At 67.2% G+C, this 21,234-nt stretch carries 20 protein-coding genes; 13 read left to right on the top strand and 7 right to left on the bottom strand.

What is annotated here, in order from left to right; translation table 11 throughout:
• Positions 1-161: 161 nt before the first annotated feature.
• A complete protein-coding gene (locus U5A52_RS26550) occupies positions 162-1,922 on the top strand; it encodes a sensor histidine kinase (protein ID WP_321936770.1) in 1,761 nt (586 codons plus the stop codon).
• Between the two features lie 45 nt (positions 1,923-1,967).
• On the opposite strand, the gene U5A52_RS26545 is transcribed toward U5A52_RS26550, so the two are convergent.
• On the bottom strand, positions 1,968-2,297 hold the full coding sequence (locus tag U5A52_RS26545) for a hypothetical protein (protein ID WP_321936769.1): 330 nt from the start codon (positions 2,295-2,297) through the stop codon (positions 1,968-1,970).
• Positions 2,298-2,453: 156 nt separating this feature from the next.
• A complete protein-coding gene (locus U5A52_RS26540) occupies positions 2,454-3,035 on the bottom strand; it encodes a DJ-1/PfpI family protein (RefSeq protein ID WP_321914202.1) in 582 nt (193 codons plus the stop codon).
• A 59-nt stretch (positions 3,036-3,094) separates the two neighbouring features.
• Between U5A52_RS26540 and U5A52_RS26535 the strand changes: the two genes are divergently transcribed.
• The 5 genes from U5A52_RS26535 (at position 3,095) to U5A52_RS26515 (ending at position 8,111) form a co-directional block, all read left to right on the top strand.
• On the top strand, positions 3,095-3,631 hold the full coding sequence (locus U5A52_RS26535) for a GNAT family N-acetyltransferase (RefSeq protein ID WP_321914203.1): 537 nt from the start codon (positions 3,095-3,097) through the stop codon (positions 3,629-3,631).
• A 2-nt stretch (positions 3,632-3,633) separates the two neighbouring features.
• On the top strand, positions 3,634-4,104 hold the full coding sequence (locus U5A52_RS26530; protein ID WP_321936768.1) for a hypothetical protein: 471 nt from the start codon (positions 3,634-3,636) through the stop codon (positions 4,102-4,104).
• Between the two features lie 138 nt (positions 4,105-4,242).
• Entirely contained in the window at positions 4,243-4,698 is a 456-nt protein-coding gene (locus U5A52_RS26525; RefSeq protein WP_321914205.1) for an Rrf2 family transcriptional regulator, read from the top strand.
• Positions 4,699-4,813: 115 nt separating this feature from the next.
• Positions 4,814-5,458 carry an NAD(P)-dependent oxidoreductase gene (locus U5A52_RS26520; protein WP_321936767.1) on the top strand — a complete coding sequence of 215 codons (645 nt, stop codon included), beginning with the start codon at positions 4,814-4,816 and terminating at the stop codon, positions 5,456-5,458.
• A 118-nt stretch (positions 5,459-5,576) separates the two neighbouring features.
• Complete coding sequence (locus U5A52_RS26515) at positions 5,577-8,111, top strand: mechanosensitive ion channel domain-containing protein (protein ID WP_415765838.1); 2,535 nt, start codon at positions 5,577-5,579, stop codon at positions 8,109-8,111.
• A 23-nt stretch (positions 8,112-8,134) separates the two neighbouring features.
• On the opposite strand, the gene U5A52_RS26510 is transcribed toward U5A52_RS26515, so the two are convergent.
• On the bottom strand, positions 8,135-9,388 hold the full coding sequence (locus U5A52_RS26510) for a CoA transferase (RefSeq protein ID WP_321914207.1): 1,254 nt from the start codon (positions 9,386-9,388) through the stop codon (positions 8,135-8,137).
• 291 nt (positions 9,389-9,679) lie between these two features.
• Between U5A52_RS26510 and U5A52_RS26505 the strand changes: the two genes are divergently transcribed.
• The 4 genes from U5A52_RS26505 to U5A52_RS26490 are packed head-to-tail and all read left to right on the top strand — an operon-like array spanning position 9,680 to position 14,290.
• Positions 9,680-10,519, top strand: a complete 840-nt coding sequence (locus U5A52_RS26505) for an IclR family transcriptional regulator (protein ID WP_321914319.1) — start codon at positions 9,680-9,682, stop codon at positions 10,517-10,519.
• Positions 10,520-10,563: 44 nt separating this feature from the next.
• The gene (locus U5A52_RS26500; protein WP_321936766.1) at positions 10,564-11,754 is read left to right on the top strand and encodes an acyl-CoA dehydrogenase family protein; all 1,191 of its coding nucleotides are present in this window, start codon (positions 10,564-10,566) and stop codon (positions 11,752-11,754) included.
• Positions 11,755-11,787: 33 nt separating this feature from the next.
• Positions 11,788-12,885, top strand: coding sequence for a nitronate monooxygenase (locus tag U5A52_RS26495; RefSeq protein ID WP_321936765.1), 1,098 nt, complete (start codon positions 11,788-11,790; stop codon positions 12,883-12,885).
• Between the two features lie 40 nt (positions 12,886-12,925).
• Positions 12,926-14,290 carry an MFS transporter gene (locus tag U5A52_RS26490; protein WP_321936764.1) on the top strand — a complete coding sequence of 455 codons (1,365 nt, stop codon included), beginning with the start codon at positions 12,926-12,928 and terminating at the stop codon, positions 14,288-14,290.
• Here the strand turns inward: U5A52_RS26490 and U5A52_RS26485 are convergent.
• Positions 14,287-14,895 (bottom strand): cysteine dioxygenase family protein, encoded by a 609-nt coding sequence (locus U5A52_RS26485; RefSeq protein ID WP_321914211.1) that lies wholly within the window; start codon positions 14,893-14,895, stop codon positions 14,287-14,289. The two genes, U5A52_RS26490 and U5A52_RS26485, sit on opposite strands and share 4 nt — an antisense overlap.
• A gap of 125 nt (positions 14,896-15,020) precedes the next feature.
• Between U5A52_RS26485 and U5A52_RS26480 the strand changes: the two genes are divergently transcribed.
• Positions 15,021-15,482, top strand: coding sequence for an Lrp/AsnC family transcriptional regulator (locus U5A52_RS26480; protein ID WP_133184185.1), 462 nt, complete (start codon positions 15,021-15,023; stop codon positions 15,480-15,482).
• 109 nt (positions 15,483-15,591) lie between these two features.
• Positions 15,592-15,786 carry a hypothetical protein gene (locus U5A52_RS26475; RefSeq protein WP_321914212.1) on the top strand — a complete coding sequence of 65 codons (195 nt, stop codon included), beginning with the start codon at positions 15,592-15,594 and terminating at the stop codon, positions 15,784-15,786.
• Positions 15,787-15,806: 20 nt separating this feature from the next.
• Here U5A52_RS26475 and U5A52_RS26470 read toward each other — a convergent pair whose 3' ends face one another.
• Together U5A52_RS26470 and U5A52_RS26465 are read right to left on the bottom strand one after the other, a co-directional pair.
• Positions 15,807-18,320, bottom strand: a complete 2,514-nt coding sequence (locus tag U5A52_RS26470; RefSeq protein ID WP_321936763.1) for an FUSC family protein — start codon at positions 18,318-18,320, stop codon at positions 15,807-15,809.
• Positions 18,321-18,428: 108 nt separating this feature from the next.
• Positions 18,429-19,100 (bottom strand): VC0807 family protein, encoded by a 672-nt coding sequence (locus tag U5A52_RS26465; protein ID WP_321936762.1) that lies wholly within the window; start codon positions 19,098-19,100, stop codon positions 18,429-18,431.
• Positions 19,101-19,324: 224 nt separating this feature from the next.
• On the opposite strand from U5A52_RS26465, the gene arfB reads away from it, so the two are divergent.
• A complete protein-coding gene (gene arfB, locus U5A52_RS26460; RefSeq protein ID WP_321914320.1) occupies positions 19,325-19,729 on the top strand; it encodes an alternative ribosome rescue aminoacyl-tRNA hydrolase ArfB in 405 nt (134 codons plus the stop codon).
• Positions 19,730-19,768: 39 nt separating this feature from the next.
• Here the strand turns inward: arfB and U5A52_RS26455 are convergent, their stop codons facing one another.
• Complete coding sequence (locus U5A52_RS26455) at positions 19,769-21,085, bottom strand: EAL domain-containing protein (RefSeq protein WP_321936761.1); 1,317 nt, start codon at positions 21,083-21,085, stop codon at positions 19,769-19,771.
• Between the last annotated feature and the right edge of the window lie 149 nt (positions 21,086-21,234).

Raw genomic sequence — 21,234 nt, 5'->3', positions numbered from 1 at the left:
ATCAATGAATTGTCGGCAAATCGAAATAATCTGACGATTTCGTGGCCGGGCAAACTTCGACGCTCTTGGGACTCACTTGGCACGCACATAGGGCGCAAACGCCGACATAATGGCCGGATTGCCACCCCTCGCACGTCCGGTCGCCCGGTACCCGCCACGCAATGCGCCTTACGACCAAAGGGCTTCTGCTGATCGCGATTCCCGCCGTATTCGAGCTGAGCTTGCTGTCGGCCATCGTGAAGGCCGAGGCCGACGCCGCCGCGGCAGAGCGCTGGGGGCAGCACAGCCAGGCCGTGCTGGCGCAGGCTTCGCGTGTGCTCGAACCGGTGCTGGTCGAGTCGGTGATGCTGCGCGGCGCCGTGGCGGCCAACGACACGAATTACGCGACACCCGTTTCGATGTGGATGGAGGTGGATCGCCGCATCGACCGGCTCGTCGATCTCGCCTCCGACAATCCCGCACAGGTCGAGCGCGCCGTGCAGATTCGCCACGCCGTGCAGAACTATCGCCAATGGTCGGACCGCGTACAGGACCTCCTGCGCTCGGGCCGCCGTGCCGACCTCGCGGAGCGCTTTCGCGCGCTCATGGCCGCCGACGTGCTCGACCGCGTGCGCACGCAGATCGTCTCGTTCCAGACCGAGGAGCGCCGCCTCGACGTGTTTCGCGTTTCCGCCGCCGAAGCGGCACGCGCCCAGCAGCAGACGCTCGTGTTGACGGCCGTGCTCGGCTCGATCGTGCTGGTCGCAATTGCGGTGTGGGTTTTTACGCGCGGGGTGCGCGGGCGGCTCGATGCGCTTTCCGACAACGCGAACCGGCTGGCCGCGAACGAGCCGCTTGCGCCGCTCACGGCGGGCAGCGACGAAATCGCCGAGCTCGACCTCACGCTGCACCAGATCAGCCAGCGCCTGATCGAAGCCGAGCGGCTGCGCCTCGGCTTTCAGGCCGACCTTGCGCGGCGCGCGGACCAGCTTGCGCGCATCAACGAAAACCTGCGCCAGCAAACTCAGGAAAACGAGATGTTCATCCACGGCGTGTCGCACGATCTGCGCGCGCCGCTCGTGAACCTGCAGGGCTTCTCGCGCGAGCTCAATCATGCGTGCGACGACCTGCGCAAGCGCATCGCGAAGTCGTCGCTCGCACCGCAGGCACGCGCGCGCATCGAGCGGACCATCGACGAGGACATCGGCGAGGCGTTGCGCTATCTGCAAACGGCCGTGCTGCGCGCGTCGCACATCATCGACGCGCTGCTGCGGCTCGCCCGCGTGGGACGCGTGGAATACCGCCGGCAGCGCGTGAGCGTGCAGGAGCTGGTGCAGCGCGTGGTCGATGCGATGCACGCCTCGATCCGCGCGCGCGGCGCGCAGGTGAGCGTGCAGACACTGCCCGATGTCTGGGGTGACCCTACGGCGCTGGAGCAGGTGTTCGCAAACCTGATCGGCAATGCGCTCAACTATCTCGATCCGGCGCGCGACGGGCGCGTCGAGATCGGCACCGCGCATGCGCCGCCGGGCGTCGAGTCACTGCAGATTTTCTATGTGCGCGACAACGGGCTCGGTATTCCCGAGGTGGGCTTGCCGCGGCTCTTTCAGGCGTTCCAGCGCATGCACGGCAATGTTGCGCCGGGCGAGGGCATTGGGCTCGCGCTCGTGCGCCGCGTGGTGGAGCGGCATGGCGGGCGCGTGTGGGTGGAGTCGACGGAAGGCGAGGGTACGACGTTTTATCTGACGCTGCCCGACGCGCTTGCCGTGGCGCCGCCACTGCCCGGCGACGCCGAACAGATCATCAGCGCACTCGAACGCGCCGAGCGTTCGGAAGGGGCGCTGGGTGGCGTTGGAGGCTATGGCGCGAGCGATAACGCGGGTGGCGCTAACGCGAAAGGCGGCATTCGAAATGAATTGCGCACGGCGCCGGGAGCGGCGTAGCGACCACCGGCAGGCGCTTAGGCACCGTAGGCGCTTGCTATGCGCTCAGCACGTGCCGAAGATGCGGCGTGGCTTGAGCAGGCGGCTCGCGCGAAATGACCAGAGGACGCCCACGCCCGCGAGCGCCAGCGCCGTGGCCAGCATCGTGTGAGGATTCGTGACGATGCCGAACGGCGCGCTGAGCGGCAAGACGAAGCTGCGGTCGAGCATGAGCAGCGCGGCCCACAGCGCAAACGCCCCTTGCAGGAGCAGACGCGTGCCGTGCACGTGGCGCGCCCGGTCGGTCAAGCTGCCTTTGCGGCCGCCATGCCTGCAAAAAAAGAGGATCGCCGCCAGGGCGATCGCGAGTATCACTAGCCAGTCCGTCAGATTCACGACACGCACTCCGTACTCCAGAATAACTGGCGGTTATTCTGGCCAGCGGCACGGTGCGGTGAAATCAGACCAGTCTGAATTGGCGGGCGGCGCGCGCCGCGCCTCGTGAAAGGCGGGCGCGACGCGCGGGCGGTTCAGCGCTCGGTCAAAGCTCGATCAAGGCTCGATGCGCGTACCGAGGAGCGCGAGGAACTGGCGCAGCCATTCGGGATGGGCGGGCCAAGCCGGCGCGGTGACAAAGGGGGCGTCCGTCACCGCGCTGTCGATGGCGATCTCGGCATACTCGCCGCCCGCGAGCCGCACCTCGGGCGCGCAGGCCGGGTAAGCGGAAATGCGCTTGCCGCGGATCACCTCGGCCGCGGCGAGCAGCTGGGCCGCATGGCAGATCGCCGCGATCGGCTTGTTCGAGTGGGCGAAGTGACGCACCATCTCGATCACCTTCGGGTCGAGGCGCAGGTATTCGGGCGCACGCCCCCCAGCGATGGCGAGGGCGTCGTAGCTGGCGGCGTCGATTTCGTCGAAGGTCGCGTTGAGCGCGAACTGGTGCCCCGGCTTTTCGGTATAGGTCTGGTCACCCTCGAAATCGTGGATCGCGGTCTTGATGCGCTCGCCGGCCTTCTTGCCGGGGCACACGGCGTCGACGCGGTGCCCGACGGCTTGCAGCGCCTGAAATGGCACCATCGTTTCATAGTCTTCGGCAAAATCGCCGGTGAGGAACAGGATCTTCTTGACGGCCATCGTTTGTCTCCAGAGGTGGACGGTGGAACAGATCGTGCGCGAGGGCAGTCTACTCCATCATGTTTGACGATTTCGCAAAGCATGGCGAAGCGCGGCACCTTCAGCCATCCATCGACTGGCGGCGCTACGCGCCGGGCCGCGACGCGCCCGCGCTCGCCGCGTTGTTTCGCGCGTCCGTGACCACGCTTGCGGCCACGCGCTACGACGCGGCGCAGCGCGTGGCGTGGGCCGCGACGGCGGACGACCTTGCAGACTTCGACGCGCGCCTCGCGCGCGGCGTAACGCTGGTGGCGCAGTGTGACGGAGCGGCTGTTGCGTTCGGGCAGCTCTTTCCGCTCGATCATATCGAGATGCTCTACGTCGCGCCGGCGTGGTCGCGCCGCGGGCTCGCGACGGCGTTGCTGGCGCGGCTCGAGGCACTCGCGCGCGAGGCGCGCTCGACGGTGTTGAGCGCCGACGCGAGCGCGGTGTCGCGGCCTGTTTTCGAGCGCGCAGGTTTTTCGTTGATTTCGTCAGAATCGGTGTGGCGCGACGGCGTATCATTGCCGCGTTTTCATCTATGCAAGCCGCTTCATGCGGCGAATTTTTCAGGATGACCATGTTTTCGAAGGTTTCGACGCAAAGGCTGACGCTTGCCTCCCTACTCGTGTGCGCGGCGCTCGCTGCAGGCTGTAACAAGCAGGACGCTTCCACGCCCGATCTGAGCAAGCAGTCCGCCGACGCCGCGAAGCAGGCCGCGCAGGACGCCGCGAACCAGGCTGCGCAGCAGGCGGCGCAAGCGCTCGGCAAGGCCGCGAGCTACGTGAACCAGCAACTCGGTGCGGCGCAGCAGAAGCTCGATTCGGCGGCGTCGCAAGGTCAGCAGGCGAGCGCATCCACGGCCGAGCTGGCTTCCGCGGCACAGGGCCAGTTGCGCGGCGCGGCTAGCACGGCGCAAGCCTTGCTCGGGCAGGCCGCCGCGACCACCGGCACCGGCTTGACGAATGCGGGGCACTCGTTGCAACGCTGGGCGAGCAACGCCGCCGAGGCCGCATCGGCGCCGGGGCAGGCATCGGATGCCGCGAAGTAAGGCCGCAGCCGTGCACGCTGCGGCTGTCCGGTTGACGCTACGGATTAATGTAATTATGATGGTTACACTTTTTGGTGCGCGTGGTCCGCTACCGGGCTTTGATGCGTTCGCGCGCCGCTCAGCAGTGGCAGGTTCGCCGTGAATACGAGTAGCCGTTTCGCCTTCGCCGTGCATGTGCTCGCGCTGCTTGCGCAGCAAGAGGGCGTGCCGTTGTCGTCGGAAATCATCGCGGGCAGCGTGAACACGAATCCCGCGCTCATTCGCAGGCTGCTGTCGATGCTTGCCAGCGCGGGCCTCACGGCGTCGCAACTGGGCGCGGGCGGTGGCGCGCTGCTCGCACGCGAGCCGCAGGCGATCACGCTGCTCGACGTCTACCATGCGGTCGACGACGCGCAGTTGTTCGCCATGCACCGCGAGGAGCCGAACCCGGCTTGCCTTGTCGGGCGCCATATCCAGCAGACGCTGCGCGGCGTGATCGACGACGCACAGCGGGCCATGGAGGCGTCGCTCGCCACCCGCACGCTGGCGGACGTCGTCGACGATATGACGCGCAACGAGCGCAAGCTCGAACGCGCGCGAGCACGGCGGGCATGAGCGGGCTTTAGCGCGTGGCGCGCTGCCAGATTCACCAGCGGGGCATTGCCCCGTTTTTTCACCCCTTAAATGTAACTTTGTTAGTTACATAAATACGGAAAACAGGAGTCAGTTCATGAGCAAGACGCTGAAAATCGCCCTCTTTGGCGCAACGGGCATGGTCGGTTCGCGCATCGCCGCCGAAGCGGCGCGCCGCGGCCACCAGGTGAGCGCGCTGGTGCGCCAGCCCGAGCGTGTGGCAGCCGCGCCGAACGTTCACGCTGCGAAGGCCGATCTGCTCGACGCGGCGAGCGTTGCCGCGGCCGTGCGCGGCCATGACGTGGTCGCAAGCGCCTACGCGCCGCCCAAAGAGCAGCTCGGCGATCTGCTGCTCGCGAGCCGGGCTCTCGTCGACGGCGTGCGCGCGGCGGGGCTCAAGCGTCTCGTGGTGGTGGGCGGCGCCGGCTCGCTGGAAGTGGCGCCGGGCAAGCAGCTTGTCGATACCGAAGGCTTCCCGGACGCCTACAAGGCGATCGCGCTCGCCCACCGCGAGGCGTTCGACTACTACCGCACGGTGAGCGACATCGACTGGACGTTCTTCGCGCCGGCCGCCATCATCGCCCCCGGCGAGCGCACGGGCGCGTTCCGCACGGGCGCCAGCACGCTGATCGCCGATGCGAAGGGTGAAAGCCGGATCTCGGCTGAGGATTACGCAATCGCCTTCGTCGACGAGCTGGAGCAGGACCGCTTCATTCGTCAGATCGCAACGGTGGCCTACTGAGGCGCGAAGCGGCGCGACCTTCGCGCCGGCAAACTCGCTGACAAACTGTTACGCACGCGCGAGGCGCGGTCAGGCGGAGTGCGGCTAAACTGGAACGTCCTGTTTTTGACCCTCCGCCATGAATCCCTGCATCGGACGCGATGGCGCGGGCGCCGGGCCGTCGCGCGTGCGCTTCGGTGCGGCGGATCGTGCACTACTTTCGCGCACCGCGTCGACGCGCCCATCCGTGCGCGGTTGCCTTCGCGCGCTGATGCTCCTCGTGTGCCTCGCGGCGTGCCTGGCCATGCCGATGCGGGCCGCCGCCCAGGCGGCTGCGGCACCTGTGCTGCCCGTGCTCAAGAGCATCATCACCGGCGCGCCGGCCGCTGCTTCGGGCGCGTCGGCAGCCGAAGCGGCTTCGGCGCCTTCACCGGCAAGCCAGGCCGAGTTCACGCGCTCGCTCGACAGCGTCATCGCCACGCTCGACAACGAGCGCCAGCGCACCGCGCTCCTCAACCAGCTCAAGAAACTGCGCAGCGCGTCGGAAAACGTGGCGCCCGCGCCCGCTTCGGGCGCGGCGGCGACCTCGGGGCTGCTGGGTGCGATCGCCTCGGGTCTGGCCTCGGTGGAGGCGGACGCGCGCCGCGGCCGCAGTCCGTTTCACTACTGGGCAGGGCGCTTCAGGGCAGCAGGCATCGAGCTGTATGACATCGCTTCGGGCGGAGCGGGGCAAAGCCTCGGCCGCGTCGTGTTCGATCTGTTCGCCATGCTCGCCGGATGGGGCGCATGCGCGGCCGTGCTGCGCTGGATCGAGCGGCGCCTGCTTAGGCGTTTCGATGTGGATACCGGCCTGCGGCCCGATCCGCGCACCATCGATCTGCTGATTTTCGTCGTGCATCGCGCGGCGCCGTGGATCGTGGCGTTCGTCGGCGCGCTCGTGGTCGAGCGCTCGATGCCGGATGCGCTCGGGCGCACGCTCGCCCTCGTGATCGCCTACGCGATCGTCGCGGGCGCGGTGTTCTCGTCGATCTGCCTGATCATGTTTTCGCTGTTTGGCTCGGGGCACCGGCGCGCGGCCGTGCGCGTTCTGATCGCGCGCTCGCGGCGGCTGCTCTTCGCAATCGGCGTGCTGGCCGCACTCGGCGACGCCGCGACCAATTTCGAGGTCGCGCGCCAGTTGGGCGTGAACCTGGCCGCGCTCGTGAGCACCGCGGCGAACATGGCGGCCGCGGCGCTGACGGTCGTATTCGCTATCGCATTCCGGCGCCCGGTCGCGCATCTGATCCGCAACCGCAGCTATACGCTGCGCCACGGACACAAGGCGCTCACCGAAGTCCTGGACGTGCTCGCCTCGCTCTGGCAACTGCCGATGCTGCTGCTCGCGGGCGCCTCGATCGTCGCCACGTTCGGCGGCATCGGCAGCCGCGACGACGTGCTGCAGATCTCCGTGGTCTCCGCGCTCCTGCTCGTGCTCGCCTTCTTCCTCTCGGCCGTCGTGCTGCGCATTACGCGCCCGAACCCGGCGCGCGTGCGGCGGCGCTCGCCGTATCTGCGCCGCCTGCTGCGCTTCGCCGGCACGCTGCTCGTCGTGTTCATCTGGTTCGCGTATTTCGAGTCGTGCGCGCGCCTCTGGGACATCTCGCTTGCCGCCATCATCGAGGCGAGCGTGGCCGCGCGCGGCATCGCGCATGCCATTTTCGCGATCGTGTCGACGGTGTTTCTCTCGTGGCTCGTCTGGATCACGGTCGATACCGCGATTCTCGAAGCGCTCAACCCGACCGGCCCGCGCACCAAGGGCCGCGCGCCCAGCACGCGCGCGCGCACCATGCTGCCGCTCGTGCGCAACGCCGTGCTCGTGACGATTCTCACCATCACCGGCATCGTGACCGCGGCCAATCTCGGCATCAACGTGACGCCGCTGCTCGCCGGTGCGGGCGTGATCGGGCTTGCCATCGGCTTCGGCGCGCAGTCGCTCGTGGCCGATCTCATCACGGGTCTTTTCATCATCATCGAGGAGACGATCTCGGTGGGCGACTGGATCGACATCGACAACGGCCATGCGGGCACGGTCGAGCATCTGTCGATCCGCACCGTGCGGCTGCGCGACGGGCAGGGCGCGATCCACGCCATTCCGTTCTCGCAGATCAAGATCGTGAAGAACCTCTCGCGCGATTTCGCGTTTGCGGTATTCGAAGTGCGGGTGCCGTTCTCGGTCGATCTCGATACGGTCACGCGCATGATTCGCGAGACAGGCGCCGAACTCGTGGCCGACTTCCGCTATCGCCGCGAGATTCTCGGGCCGGTAGAGGTGTGGGGCCTCGACCGCTTCGACCCGAACTGGATGGTCGTGAAAGGCCAGATCAAGACGCGGCCGCTGCAGCAGTGGAGCGTGGCGCGTGCGTTCAATGCGCGCCTGAAGCGCCACATGGACGAAGCGGGCATCGAGATGCCGGTGCCGCAGATGCAGGTGCACATGTCCTCGCGCAGCGGCGATGTCGAGGAGCCGCGTGTTGAGCCGCACGACGCGGCGCACGATCATCCGCATGCGCCTGGCGCGCGCGCGGCCGGCGGCGTGGCGCGCGACGCTTCGCACGAGCCGCGGCCCGCGCCGCCGCCGACCGCGGGCCCCGAGGGCGCGCCGCCGCAGATTCCCACGGCCGGCGGCCGCGGCTGAACGCCGGCGCCGCTCAGGCCAACTCAAATCACCTTGGCGCGCCGCAGTTGCGCGAGCGCTTCGGCGCTCAGCCCCAATGCGCCATAGACCGCCTCGTTGTGCTCGCCGAGCGCCGGGCCGCTGCGCGGCACGCCGGCAGGCCGACCCTTCACGCGCGGCACCACGCACGGCGCCGGCACCGAACCGAGATCCGCGTCAGGCAGGCGGATGATCGTCTCGCGCGCGATGAAATGCGGGTCAGCGGCGATGTCGTCGATGGTGTAGATCTTCGTGTGCGGCACGCCTGCTTCGGTCAGGCGGTCGGTGAGCAGTGCGAAGGGAAGTGCCGCGAATGCCTTCTCGAGACGCGCGTCGAGTTCCGCCGCATGCGCGACGCGGTTCACGTTGTCGACGAAGCGCGCATCGTCGGGCACGTCGTGAAGCTCTAGCGCCGCGCACAGTCGCCGGAAGATCGGTTGCGACGACGCCACGAGCGAGAACCTCTCACCGTCGGCGCTGCGATACATGTTCGAGGGCGCGGTATAGGTCGCGCGGTTGCCATGGTGGCCGCGCACGAGGCCAAGCTGTTCACGCTCCACGGCGAGCGGCTCCAGCATGCGAAAGAGCGCCTCAGTGGCCGAGAGATCGATTTCCACGCCGCGCGCCGCCGGGTCCGAGCGCATGCGCACCATCTCCGCGGCAATCGAAAAGGCGGCGAAGAGGCCCGCGACCGTGTCGCCCATCGGGAAATTCATGTGCAGCGGCGCGCCGTTCGTTTCGCCGGTCAGTTGCGTGAGGCCGCTCATCGCTTCGAAGATGCGCGCGAAGCCGCCGCGTTGACGGTACGGCCCGGTCTGGCCGAAGCCGGTCAGGCGCAGCACGACCAGGCGCGGATTGGCCGCGTGCAGCGTCTCGAAGTCGAGGCCCCATTCCTCCAGTTTGCCCGCGCGGAAGTTCTCGACGAGCACGTCCGCCTGTGCCGCGAGCCGCAGCAGCAGCGCGCGCCCCTCGGCCTTGCGCACATCGAGCGTGATGCCGCGCTTGCCGCGGTTCGTCACTTTCCAGTAGAGCGAAATATCGTCCTTGACGGGCTGTAGCTTGCGCAGCGCGTCGCTGCCGTCGGGCAGTTCGATTTTCGTGACATCGGCGCCGAGATCGGCGCACAGCGTGGCGCCGAACGGACCGGCCACGACGGTTGAGAGGTCGAGAATGCGCACGCCGGCGAGAGGGCCCTGTTGGCCTTGTGGCGTGCCTTCCGGTGCGCCAGTGGCGGTGGCGAGAGTGCTGTTCGCGAGCATCGTGTCTCCTCGTGCCGAGTGGGAATGGTCTGCCCGCAACACTAGGCGAGAGCGCCGGTTCCGTTCAACTGGCGTACCGCAGAGCGAAACACTATGCTGAATTTCTTGACCCCCGGAAGGCGTTTATCGACCATGAGTTCGTCACATTCCAAACCGTCTCGCCGCCAGACTCCGCAGATGCAATCGCCTACGCCATCCGTTACCGAAAGCCGCGCCGCGCCCTCCAGCAGCGCGCGGCGCCGCGCGAGCCGGCTCGACGCCGCTCACATGCGTGGCGAGGGCGGCGCGCAAATGTCACACGCCGGCGAGCCGCTTTTACCCGCGCCGCCCGACGCCGAATCGACCGATCGCCAGTTCGCGATCAACCTCGCGCGCGGCCTGCAAGTGCTGCGCGCGTTCACGCCGGCCGAGCCGATGCTCGGCAACCGCGAACTGGCCGACCGCACAGGGCTGCCCAAGGCCACCATCTCGCGGCTCACTTACACGCTGACGCTGCTCGGCTACTTGAACCGCAGCGAAAAATACCAGCGCTATCGGCTCGGCGCTGGCGTGCTGACACTGGGCTATCCGATGCTCGCTGCCATGCAGATTCGGCAGATCGCGCGGCCTTACATGGAAAAGCTCGCGCGCGAAACGCGCTGCTCTGTGAACCTCGGCATGCGCGACCGCCTCAGCGTGGTGTATGTCGATAGCTGCCGCCCGGGCCGCGACAACAGCGCGCAACCCGACATCGGCAGCACGCGGCCGCTCCTGGCCACCTCGATCGGGCGCGCGCTCCTGATCGCCGAAAGCGCGAAGGAGCGCCAGGCTGTGCTGAACCGCCTGCGCCTCGACGACCCCGAACGCTATGCGGCCGACCAGCCGCAGTGGGAAGCCGACCAGGCTGCCTTCGCGTCGCGCGGCTACACGCTGAGCCGCGGCGACTGGATTCGCGATATCCACGCGATCGCTGTGCCGGTGCGCCAACCGCCCGACGACGAACGCATCGCGCTCAATTGCACGATCGTCAGCCGCCGTCTCGCCGACGACTGGATCGAGCGCACGGTCGCGCCGCTCTTGCTCGAAGCGGCGCTGCGCATCGAGCGCGCATGCGGGGTGACGGATGCGAGCGCGGCGGCGGGCCCGCCCTGATACCGCACCGGAAACGAACTCAACTCAAACTGGATGGAGACACGATGATTCGCGACGCCGCACGCCTGAACCGCCTGCTCACGCAGCTTTATGGCTTCGTGCAGGAAGAGTGCATTCCGCTCGAGGCGCAGATCGACCGTACCGACGTACTGCCCGAAGCGCTCGTCGCGCGCATGCGCGAACTGGGTCTTTTTGGCCATAGCATTCCTGAAGCGTATGGCGGCGCGGGCCTCACGACGGAAGAACTCGCGTGCGTGAACATGGTGGTTTCCCAGGCCGCGCCCACCTTCCGCGCGCGCTTCGGCGGCAATACCGGCATTGGTTCTGAGGCGCTCATCGCGGACGGCACCGTAGAGCAGAAGCGGCGCTACCTGCCGCGCCTCGCGAGCGGGGAAATCACGGGCTGTTTCGCGCTGACCGAGCCCGACGCGGGCTCCGACGCCACCGCGCTCACCACCACGGCGCGCCGCGACGGCAACGACTACGTACTCGATGGCAGCAAGCGCTACATCACGAATGCGCCGATCGCCGATCTGTTCACCGTGTTCGCACGCACGAATGCGGACGATCCCGGCGCAGGCGGAATATCTGCATTCCTGATCGAACGCGGTACACCGGGACTGACGACCTCCGAGGGCTATCGCATGATGGGGCAGCGGGGTTCTCCCGTGGGCGAAGTGCATTTGCAGAACTGCCGCGTGAGCGCGTCGGCCGTGCTTGGCGGCGAGCCCGGGCGCGGCTTCAAGAGCGCAATGAAGGCGCTCAACAAGCAGCGCATCAATCTGGCGGGGCTGTGCGTGGGGCCGGCGATCCGCCTGCTCGACGAGATGCTTGCGCATGCGAAGGCGCGCGAACAGTTCGGCAAGCCGATCGCCGAATTTCAGCTCGTGCAGCAGCTCATCGCGCAAAGCAACACCGATATTCACGCGGCGCGCGCACTCGTGCTTCAGACGGCCCGCGCACGGGACCGTGGCGAGGACGTGACGATGGCGGCTTCCATGTGCAAGCTGTTTGCATCGGAAATGTGCGGACGCGTGGCCGATCGCGCGGTGCAGGTTTATGGTGGCGCGGGTTATATCGCCGATAACCCCGTCGAGCGGCTCTACCGCGATGTGCGCCTGTTCCGGCTCTACGAGGGCACGTCGCAAATCCACGAGATCAACATTGCGAAGCAGACGCTGCGCGCGCCGTTGCACGACGTACGCCATCACCAGCTGCATCAGAGCGCCGAATAAGCGCGGCGCAACGAGCCCCACGGGAGACGCCTCATGGTTCGACTCGGTCCCACTGCCATTTGCCGCGCACTCGGCGCGCGCTATCCGGTCTTCGGTTTCTCGCATTCGCCCGATGTGATCGTCGCGCTCGCCGAAGCCGGCGGCTTTGGCGTACTCGGTCTCGCGCGCGAGATGCCGGACGACATTGCGCCGATCATCGCTCAGGTCGAGAAAAGACTCGCAGGCAAGCCGTACGGCATCGATCTGATGCTGCCCGCCGGTGTGCCTGAGCATGCCGATATTGGCAGCGTGCGCGCTGCGCTGCCACCTGCGCACATCGAATTCGTCGCGGCGTTGCGCGAGCGCTTCGGGCTCGACGCTCCCACACGGCCGAGCTTCTTCACGACGCAGGTGCGCAGCGAGGCGCTTTTCAACGCGCAGATCGAAGCCGTGCTCGCTTCGAAGGCGTGCGCCGTGGCGACGGCGATCGGCATTCGGCCCGAACTGATCTCGCGCGCGAAAGCCGCGGGCAAGTACACGATCTCGCTCGTCGGCTCGCCGCGCCATGCGCAGAAGGCGCTCGCGCTCGGTGTGGATGCGCTCGTCGCGCAGGGCGCGGACGCGGGCGGTCACACCGGCCCGATCGGCACCTTCTCGCTCGTGCCGCAAATCGTCGCCGTGGCGGCGGGGCGGCCCGTGCTCGCGGCGGGCGGCATCGGCACCGGCGCGCAGGTGGCCGCCTCGCTCGCAATGGGCGCGCAAGGGGCGTGGCTCGGCACGCTGTGGCTCGCCGCGAGAGAGAACCACACGCCGCCCGCGCTGCTGCAACGTCTCATCGAAGCGAGGAGCGACGACACGCTCGTCACGCGCGCGCACAGCGGCAAGCCGTGCCGCGTCGTGCGCAGCGCCTGGATCGACGCGTGGCAGGCGAGCGACGCGCCCGCGCCGCTGCCCATGCCGCAGCAGCAGGCGCTCACGGGCGGCGACTTCAGCGCGATGCACGAGTACGACCGCGCGGACCTGATCTACGAGGCGACGGGACAAAGCGTCTTTGCAATCGATGCGCCCACAACGGTCGCCGCGCAAATGGCCACGCTGATCGCGGATGCCAACGCGGCGCTTGCGGCGCTAGAAGCGGCGATGGCCGATTGAAGCCATGGTGCTCATATAAAACGATGACACGGAGACGACAATGAATGCAAAGGCATCAGGCGGATCGATACGCGCGTGGCTGATCGTCGCCATGCTGTTCCTGTTCATGGTGATCAATTTCGCCGACAAAGCGGTGTTTGGCCTGGCGGCCGTACCGATGATGCGCGACCTGAATCTCAGCCCGCGCGAATTCGGGCTGGTCGGCAGCAGTTTTTTCCTGCTGTTCTCGCTCTCGGGCATCGGCTTCGGGTTCGTCGCGAACCGCGTGCAGAGCAAATGGCTGCTCGCGCTGCTGGCGGTGGTGTGGAGCGCGGTCCAGTTTCCGCTCGTGACCGCGAGCGTGACGCTGCCCATGCTGATTGCCTCGCGCGTGCTGCTCGGGGTTGGCGAGGGCCCGGCGTTTCCGCTCGCGCAGCACGCCTGCTACAAGTGGTTCGACAATGCGCACCGCAATGTGCCTAACACCATCGTGCAGCAGGGCGCGAGTGCGGGCCTCATGCTCGCGGGGCCGATCCTTTCGTACCTCATCGTGCGCTACGACTGGCACATGGCGTTCTTCGCGCTGGGGATCGTCGGCCTCGTGTGGACGGCGCTGTGGCTCGTGATCGGCCGCGACGGCCCAGTGGGCGCGGCGAGCCACGCAACGGGCGTGGCGCACGACGGCGCGGGCGAAACGATCGCCTATCGCCACCTGTTGCTCAACCGCACGTTCATGGGCGTGCTCTTCATCTACTTCGTCGAGTACGCCGTCATTTCGCTCGCGTTCACCTGGTTTCCGGTTTATCTGCGGCTGGGGCTGGGCTACGCGCCCATCGTGACGGGGTGGCTCTTTTCGAGCATTGTCGGCTCGTTCATTCCGGTGACGCTGCTGCTCGCGTGGGTCTCGCAGCGGCTCATCCGCAAGGGTGTCAGTTCACGTCTGGCGCGCGGCGCGATGGTGAGCGGCTTCGCCATGCTCGGCGGTGTGCTGTTTCTCGCGACATCGAGCGGCCTGAGTCCCGCGCTCAAGGTGGCCTGCCTCGCAATAGGCGGCGCGCTGAGCCAGCTCGTCTTTTCGTTCGGACCGCTGATGATCAGCGATATCGTCTCGGTCAGGCAACGCGGCGCGCTGCTCGGCATCAACAGCTCGATCGGCACGCTCGCCGGCCTGATCGCGCCGGCGCTGATGGGCGGCATCGTGCAGGCCAATCATGGCAATCCGGCGCTCGGCTACGAGCACGGTTTTATCGTGGTGGGTGCGCTGCTGCTCTCGAGCGGCGCGCTCGGTCTCGTACTGCTGAACCCGGAACAATCGCGCCAGCGCATTCTCGAAGCGGCCCGGCGGGATGCGGCGCAGTCCCCGGTCAACGAGGGCATCCAGCAGCGCGCCATGGCGCCTTCGATGGATATGGGGCGCGCGCCTTAACGCGCGAGCGCGGTTTCACACGCGAGCGGCAGCACGTCGTTGACCTGCGTGGCGATATGCTCGGCCGCGACGCCGTAGACATGCAGCGAAACGGCCTGTGCAGCGCTGCCGTTGGACAGCCGGTGGATGCTGGTGCGTCCGCGTCCGCCGAACGAGACCGCGCCGCTTGCGCGCGGATGCGAGCGAACCACTTCGGCGCCCTGGCGCACATCGTCCCACTTGTAGAGCGTTTCGGTCAGCGTGCCGTCGAGCACGGCGTAGCCGCACCAGGTGTGATGCGCGTGGATCGGGCTTGCCTGGCCCGGCTGCCAGACGAGCGCCGCCACCGTGTAACGGCCGCGGCTGTCGGTTGCGATGACGTGACGTTGGTACCTGTCGGCGCTGCCTTCGCGCTGCGCGCTCGTCACGAGCGCCGGGTCGCCGAGCGCAAGCGTGAGCGCCGCGCGCATGCCGCGCGCGAAGCGAGCGCAGCGCGACGGGTCGGCAGGGGTGGCGCAGGCGTCGAAGGCCGCGTCGAGCGCGGCGGTGAAGCGCGCGACGGCCGCGGCGTGCTGCTCCGCGGTGTGAAAGGCGCTCAGCAGGGCGAATTCGGCAGGGGCGTTCATGGCGTGTTTTTCCTCCGTTTCCTATAGGAAGATTTATAGCCGTTCGCGCCTAGAAAGAGTTTTCCTATTTTTCCCTCGTTTACCCATCGTGTAGAATAAATTTCTACACATCGGGGAGTGCGGAAATGGATCTCATCGACAGAAAGCTGGTTGAGCTGCTGCAGCAGGACGCGACCATGCCGGTTGCCGAATTGGCGCAGCGCGTCAATCTTTCGCAAACGCCGTGCTGGAAGCGCGTTCAGCGCCTGAAGGAAACGGGGGTGATCCGCGCGCAGGTCGCGCTGTGCGACCCGCGCAAGCTCGGCGTGGGGACGACGGTGTTCGTTGCCGTGCGCACCAACCAGCACACCGAGGCATGGGCGCAGACCTTCACGCGCGCCGTGCAGGAGATTCCCGAGATCGTCGAGGCGTATCGCATGAGCGGGGAGACCGACTACCTGCTGCGCATCGTGGTGTCCGATATCGACGATTTCGACCGCGTGTACAAGCAGCTCATTCGCGCCGTGCCGCTATTCGATGTGAGTTCGAGCTTCGCGATGGAGCAGCTCAAGTACTCGACGGCGCTGCCTGTGCGCAGTGGGGCGTAGCGGTAAATAGCGGCGCGCAATGCCTCGTGGCGCAAGCCGTCTGCAAGGCATGCCGGCGTAGAATGCCCGTTGCCGTCATCCAATTCCAATTCGAGGCTGGGCACGACCGATGAACGAACCGCGCAAGAATAACCCCACCTTTGGCGTTGCCGTGCTCATCGTGGCGGTAGTTGTGTTCGTGATCGGCACCGTGCTGTTCAATGCGCTGAAAAGCAAGCGCGAGTACGAAGAGACCATGGGCGCCAGCGCGGCCCATGCGTCCGCCAGCACGGCCGCTTCGCAAGCCAGCGGCTCGACGCAGTGACGCGCCGGGCCGAGCGCTTGTTATTCCTCCGGTAGCCGGATAATGCTCGCGTCCCGGCGAATGAGCCAGGACGCCGCGATCATCTGCTTGCATTGATGCGCGAGCAGCTTGAGCTCCTGCGCGAGTTCCGCCGTGGCGCCGAGCGAGCGCTCGGCTTCCACCACCATCGTATCGAGCTCGCGCGTGAGCTGCTTCGTGATGTCGGTTTGATCGAGGGGCGCGGGCGTGCCCGCCTCGGCGGCGACGAGGTTTTCGCGCACGCATGAAAGCGCGCGCTCGAGCGCATCGAGTTTGACCTCTGGCTGGTCGGGGCGCGCCGTGCTGCGCAGCAGCGGGGCGGTGGCCGTGATCTGCGAGGCGAGCACGTGGCTGCGCACGAGCAGGTCGTTGAGCTCGGGCACGAACTTCTGCGCGGCCTTCGGTTCGAGCATCATGCGTTGGAACGCCTGGCCGAGATTCGCAAACGCCACATGCACGTTCTTGCGCGCGAGCCGGTAGCGGAAGTCGCGCGCGAGCGACGGCGCTGCCGCGGCTGCGCTCGAAGTGGTTTGTGCGGACTGCGCAGTGGCTTTCGCGCCCACCGCCGACACCGGCGAGCCGGCAGCGGCGGCCGTAGGCGAATCGCTGACGGTCGCGGCGGCGAGCGCTTCGTCAACGACGCTCGCTGCGTTCGCAGAAGCGCTTGCCGTTGCGCTCACGCCGCCCGAGTCCGCTGCAATCGTCATCGCAGGCGCGTCATACGCCGGCTTATGGGCCGACATGCGCGCGCCTGCCTCGCTCACCGCGGCCCCCGCGAACGCCGGCTGCGGCGCGCTGGTGCGTCCGCTCCACCACCAGCTTGCCTCGAGATAGCTGCGTGTCGCCGCGATCATGTCGTGCACGAGCTTGCCCATCAGACGGTATTCCCAGTACGGGAACAGATGGCTCGCGGCAATGGCGATCATGCAGCCCACCACCGTGTCGATCGCGCGCTCGCCGATGATGCGCATGCTGCCCGGCGCGAGCAGATGGAACATCAGCAGCACATAGGCCGACGTGAACACGACGCTCGCCGTGTAGTTGAAGAGCAGGAGGCTGTAGCTCATCACCATCGCCGCGAACATCGAGACGAGCAGCACGAGCGGCTGCTTCACGAGCAGGATCAACGCAATGCTCGCGAGACAGCCGATCAGCGTGCCGACGATACGCTGCGCGTTGCGCTGGCGCGTGAGCGAATAGCCCGGCTTCAGAATGATGATGCTCGTCATCACGATCCAGTAGGCGTTGGTGAGCGGCAATAGCCGCCCGAGCCAGAACCCCACCGCCACGGCGATCGTCACGCGCAGCGCGTGGCGAAAGCTCGGCGAGGCCATCGTGAGATTCGAGAAAATCTGCAGCCAGGACACGCGACGGTTCGTGACGAAGCGTGCGAGCGCCTCGTCGACGCGTACCTCGGTCTCGGTTGTCGGCACTTCGCTCGCGAGGCTGCGGCGCATGCGGTCGATCAGGCGTGTGGCGCTCCAGATGCGCCGGAACGACGCCGAGATTGCCGCGTAGGCCTCCGGGTCGGTCGCGGCCAGGTCGCGCTTTTTCAGCAGCTCTAGCTCGTATTCGATGGCGCGCAGCTCGGCCTTCACGTTCACGCTCGCGCGCGGCGCTTCGTTTTGCAGCACCGCGAGGCCGATGTCTTCGAGATCGGCGGCGGCCTTGCGGATCAGGTCGCGGTAGAACACGAGCAGGTCCGAGCCGCCGAAGGTGTTGCGCACGAGCGGGTAGTCGGTGTGTGCGCCCACGAACAGCTCATGCAGATCGACCGTGTTGATGAACAGGTTGAAGTGCATGGCGCGCCGCGCATCGATCTTGCCGGCCCTGAGTTTGGGCAGATTGCGCAGCACGATGTCGCGCGCCGCGTCCTGGCGCTCGACGGCGGCGATCTGCTTCGCGACGAGGTTGCGGTAGCACTCGTCGAGATCGTTGTCGAGGTCGAAGAACTGGGCGCGCGCGAGCAGATAGTCGGCGCAGGCGAACACGCTCTCGGCAAGCGCTTGCTGCTCGATGCGATCGAGCATCAGATGGCTGATCAAGGTCGACCACGCCGTGTACCAGAGGCCGCCCAGCAGGATCCACAGCGCATTGACGAGCGCGAGATGGGGCGTGAAGTGCTCTTCGAGCGTCATCACCATCATGAAGAGGGTGGCGAAGCTGATCTGCGGCCAGCGGTTGCCGTAGACCACGATCAGCGAAAGCACGAAGGTGAGCGGGACTACCGTGGCCCATAGCGCGATGGGACTGAAGGTGGCGAGGCCGGTCGCGTAAGCGGAGAGAAACCCGATCACGCTGCACGCGAGCATTTCGTTGCGCTTGTACTTCAGCGGCCCCGGCATGTCGACCACGCACGCGCCGAGCGCGCCGGTCGAGATGGTGAAGCCCAGCTCGCTCTTGTGAAAGACGAACAGGCACAGGACGGCCGGAAGCGAGATGCCGATCGCGATGCGCAGGCCGCCGTAAAAGTACTGGCTATAGAGGAATTTCCTGATTTCTACGGAGTAGCGCATCGACTGCCGGGAAGTTCGAGAGCGGACGGTACGCCGCGGACTGTGGCGCTGAGTCTAACGTATTTCGGGCACGATCTGACCGCCGATGCGTGCCCGACCGGGTGTCATTCAGTCCACGCTCAGCGACGTTGTGTTCGTGGTCGCGGCGGCGTCGCCGAGCAGGCCGTGCGTGCCGTGGATGCGCCGCATGCGCGTGCGATACCAGAAGGTCCAGGCCATCAGGCCGCCGAACACGCCATAGCCGATGATCGGCGAGACGACGAGAAAGCGCTCGATTGGCCAGGTGGCGGCCAGATAAGTGCGCAGCGCGGAGTCGAGACACAGCCCGAAGCCCCAGATGAACGTAAGCAGCCGCATGGCCGCGACGAAGCTTGCGTTCTCGTTCCAGAGCTGTTCGAGCCGCGCGACGCCCTCGCGAGTCTCGCGCGCGACCGTTGCTCGCGTGAGATAGAACACGAGCGGGCGCTTCGCCAGTAGCGAGATCAGGAACGCGGCGCCGATTGCGCCTGAGGCGAGGCACTCGCGCATCAACAGAACACGCGGACTGCCGCCGAACGCCACGGCAAGGAGCGAGAGCACGATGCCGAGCAGTATGACGGCCGAGAGTGCATCCACGCGCCGAAAGCGCACCAGTTCGACGATGCTCCAGGCAAGCGGCGGCGCGGCCGAGGCAATGAGGCCGCCGACTTCGCCCCAGTGCGGCTCGGCGAGACGATAGGCGACCCAGGGAAGCAGCAGGTTGACCGCCAGTTCGGCGACGAATGCTGGACGCAGCTTCATGGGGTGCGTGCTCCTGAAGGTTCTGCGGAGGCAATGACGCCAGTATGGTTCATGCGCCGCGCGGCAGCAAACCGGCTGCGCAGGCGCCCGACGGGGTGGCTGCATGTCGCATGCCCGTGGCAGAGGCCTGGCGCTTGCGCTGGGTTCATGGCGCGTACGTTTCGCGCTTGTGTCAACCTGGCCGCGCTGTGCGACACTGCCGCGTGTTCACCTTCTCTCCGCCCATGACCGCACGCGCGCCCATCCCGTTGCAGGAAATCGAACTCGTCGCCGTTCGCGCACAGGGCGCGGGCGGCCAGAACGTGAACAAGGTGTCGAGTGCGATTCATCTGCGTTTCGACATCCGCGCCTCGTCGTTGCCCGAGGTGCTCAAGATGCGTCTGCTTGCGCTCGCCGACCGTCGGATCACGACTGAGGGCGTCGTGGTGATCAAGTCGCAGGAATACCGCACCCAGGAACAGAACCGGGTGGCTGCGCTCGCGCGCCTCGAGGAACTGGTCGACAGCGTGAGCGTCACGCGCAAGGCACGCGTGGCGACGCGCCCCACGCGCGCCTCGAAGCTGCGCCGCCTCGACAGCAAGGCGCGCACCGGCGAGCTGAAGGCGGGGCGGCGGCGCGTATCCGAATAGCTGCCAGGACCACGCGGTGCATTGCCGATTCGCCACGCATTAACCCCGCTCGCTCCAAGGCCGCTCGCGCGGCCCATGCTCGGGCGGAAAGTCCGCGCACAACACGTGCGTCGCGCCGCCATAGTCGAGCGCGATGGCGGCCGTGTAGCAGAGTTCGCCGTCGTTGAGCGAGTAGTGCGGACCCATCACCGCGACCCGGCCGGGCGCGGCGAGCGCGCGCCGGAAGTACTCGCGGCGCGACCAGTTGCTGTCGGTGTCGGGATAGAAAGGCGCGAGGCGCGCGGGCGGCCCGACGCCGGGCATGGCAATCGAAGGCTCGTGCTGCTCGCCATGTTCGTCTGCGCTGAAGACGCGCTGCGCGTGGCTGCCGCCGTCGCCGAAAATGGCCTCGGCGGCCGCTTTGAGCGTTCCGCCGCCCGTGAGCACGCGCGCGCCGCACAGCATGGTGTGTGAGAGCGCGCCGAAATTGACCTGCTCGATGATCTCGGTGCTGCGCTGGTAGTCGGCGAAGCGCCGCCACATCGACTGCGCCAGCGCGGCCGCGGCGGCGCCGGCTTCCGGAATCGAAGCTTGCGGCTCGCCGAACCAGAAGCCCTGCACGAGATCGACATCGGCCTGCATCAATACCATGAGCTGCGACTCGGTCTCGACACCTTCTGCAAGCACCATTGTGCCGGCGTGATGAAGAATTGAGACGAGTTCCGAGATGAATGCCACATGACTCTCGCCGCGGGTCGCGCGCGTGACGAGCGAGCGGTCGAGCTTGACGATGTCGGGCCGATAGCGCCAGACGCGATCGAAATTGGAGAAACCCGCGCCGAAGTCGTCGAGCGCGACGAGGAAATCGCGTCGGCCGGCAGGCGGCCGTTCGTCGACGAAGGAGCTGTACTCGTCGCCGCCGCGCTGCTCGAGCACCTCGATCACCACGCGTTCGCGCGGGAAATCGAAGTGCCGGCACAAGCCGTCGATTGCGGCTTGCGCGGGGTCGGCGGCGCGTGCGCTGCGCGGCAGCGTGTTCAGGAAGATCCAGCCGGTCTCCACGCCTTGCGCGACGAAATTCGCGAGGTGCAGGCAGCGGGCGAGTTCGTCGAGCTGCTGCGCTTCGGCGCCTTCCACCGATGCGAACAGATCCGCTGGGGCGACGGGGTGGCTCGATTCGTCGGTCACGCGCAGCAACGCCTCATAGCCGACCACGCGCTGATGCGTGATCGAGAGCACGGGCTGGAAGGCGCTGTCGAGCGCGTAACCGTGCTGCCGCGCGTGCCATTGCGCGCCCCAGCCGGCAGCGCGCGGCTGGAGCTGGGCGAGCAGACTGGCGGCGGCAGCCGCCTTTGCGTTCGACGGATCGTTCGGCATGGCTCGGGACGCGCGGCGACGCGCGCGGTTCGTGAGCGTTCGAACCCGCAGGCTCGTGGGTCGCGCGACTGCCGCTTTTTCGCAGGCGCGCGTCCGACGGCGGTAACCGGCGGGGCCTGTCGTCAAGTGTACGGACTATCGGAAAAAAC

It is taken from the genome of Paraburkholderia sp. J8-2 (assembly GCF_905220195.1).
Taxonomy (GTDB): Bacteria; Pseudomonadota; Gammaproteobacteria; order Burkholderiales; family Burkholderiaceae; genus Paraburkholderia.
This window is presented reverse-complemented; position numbering and strand designations above follow the sequence as displayed.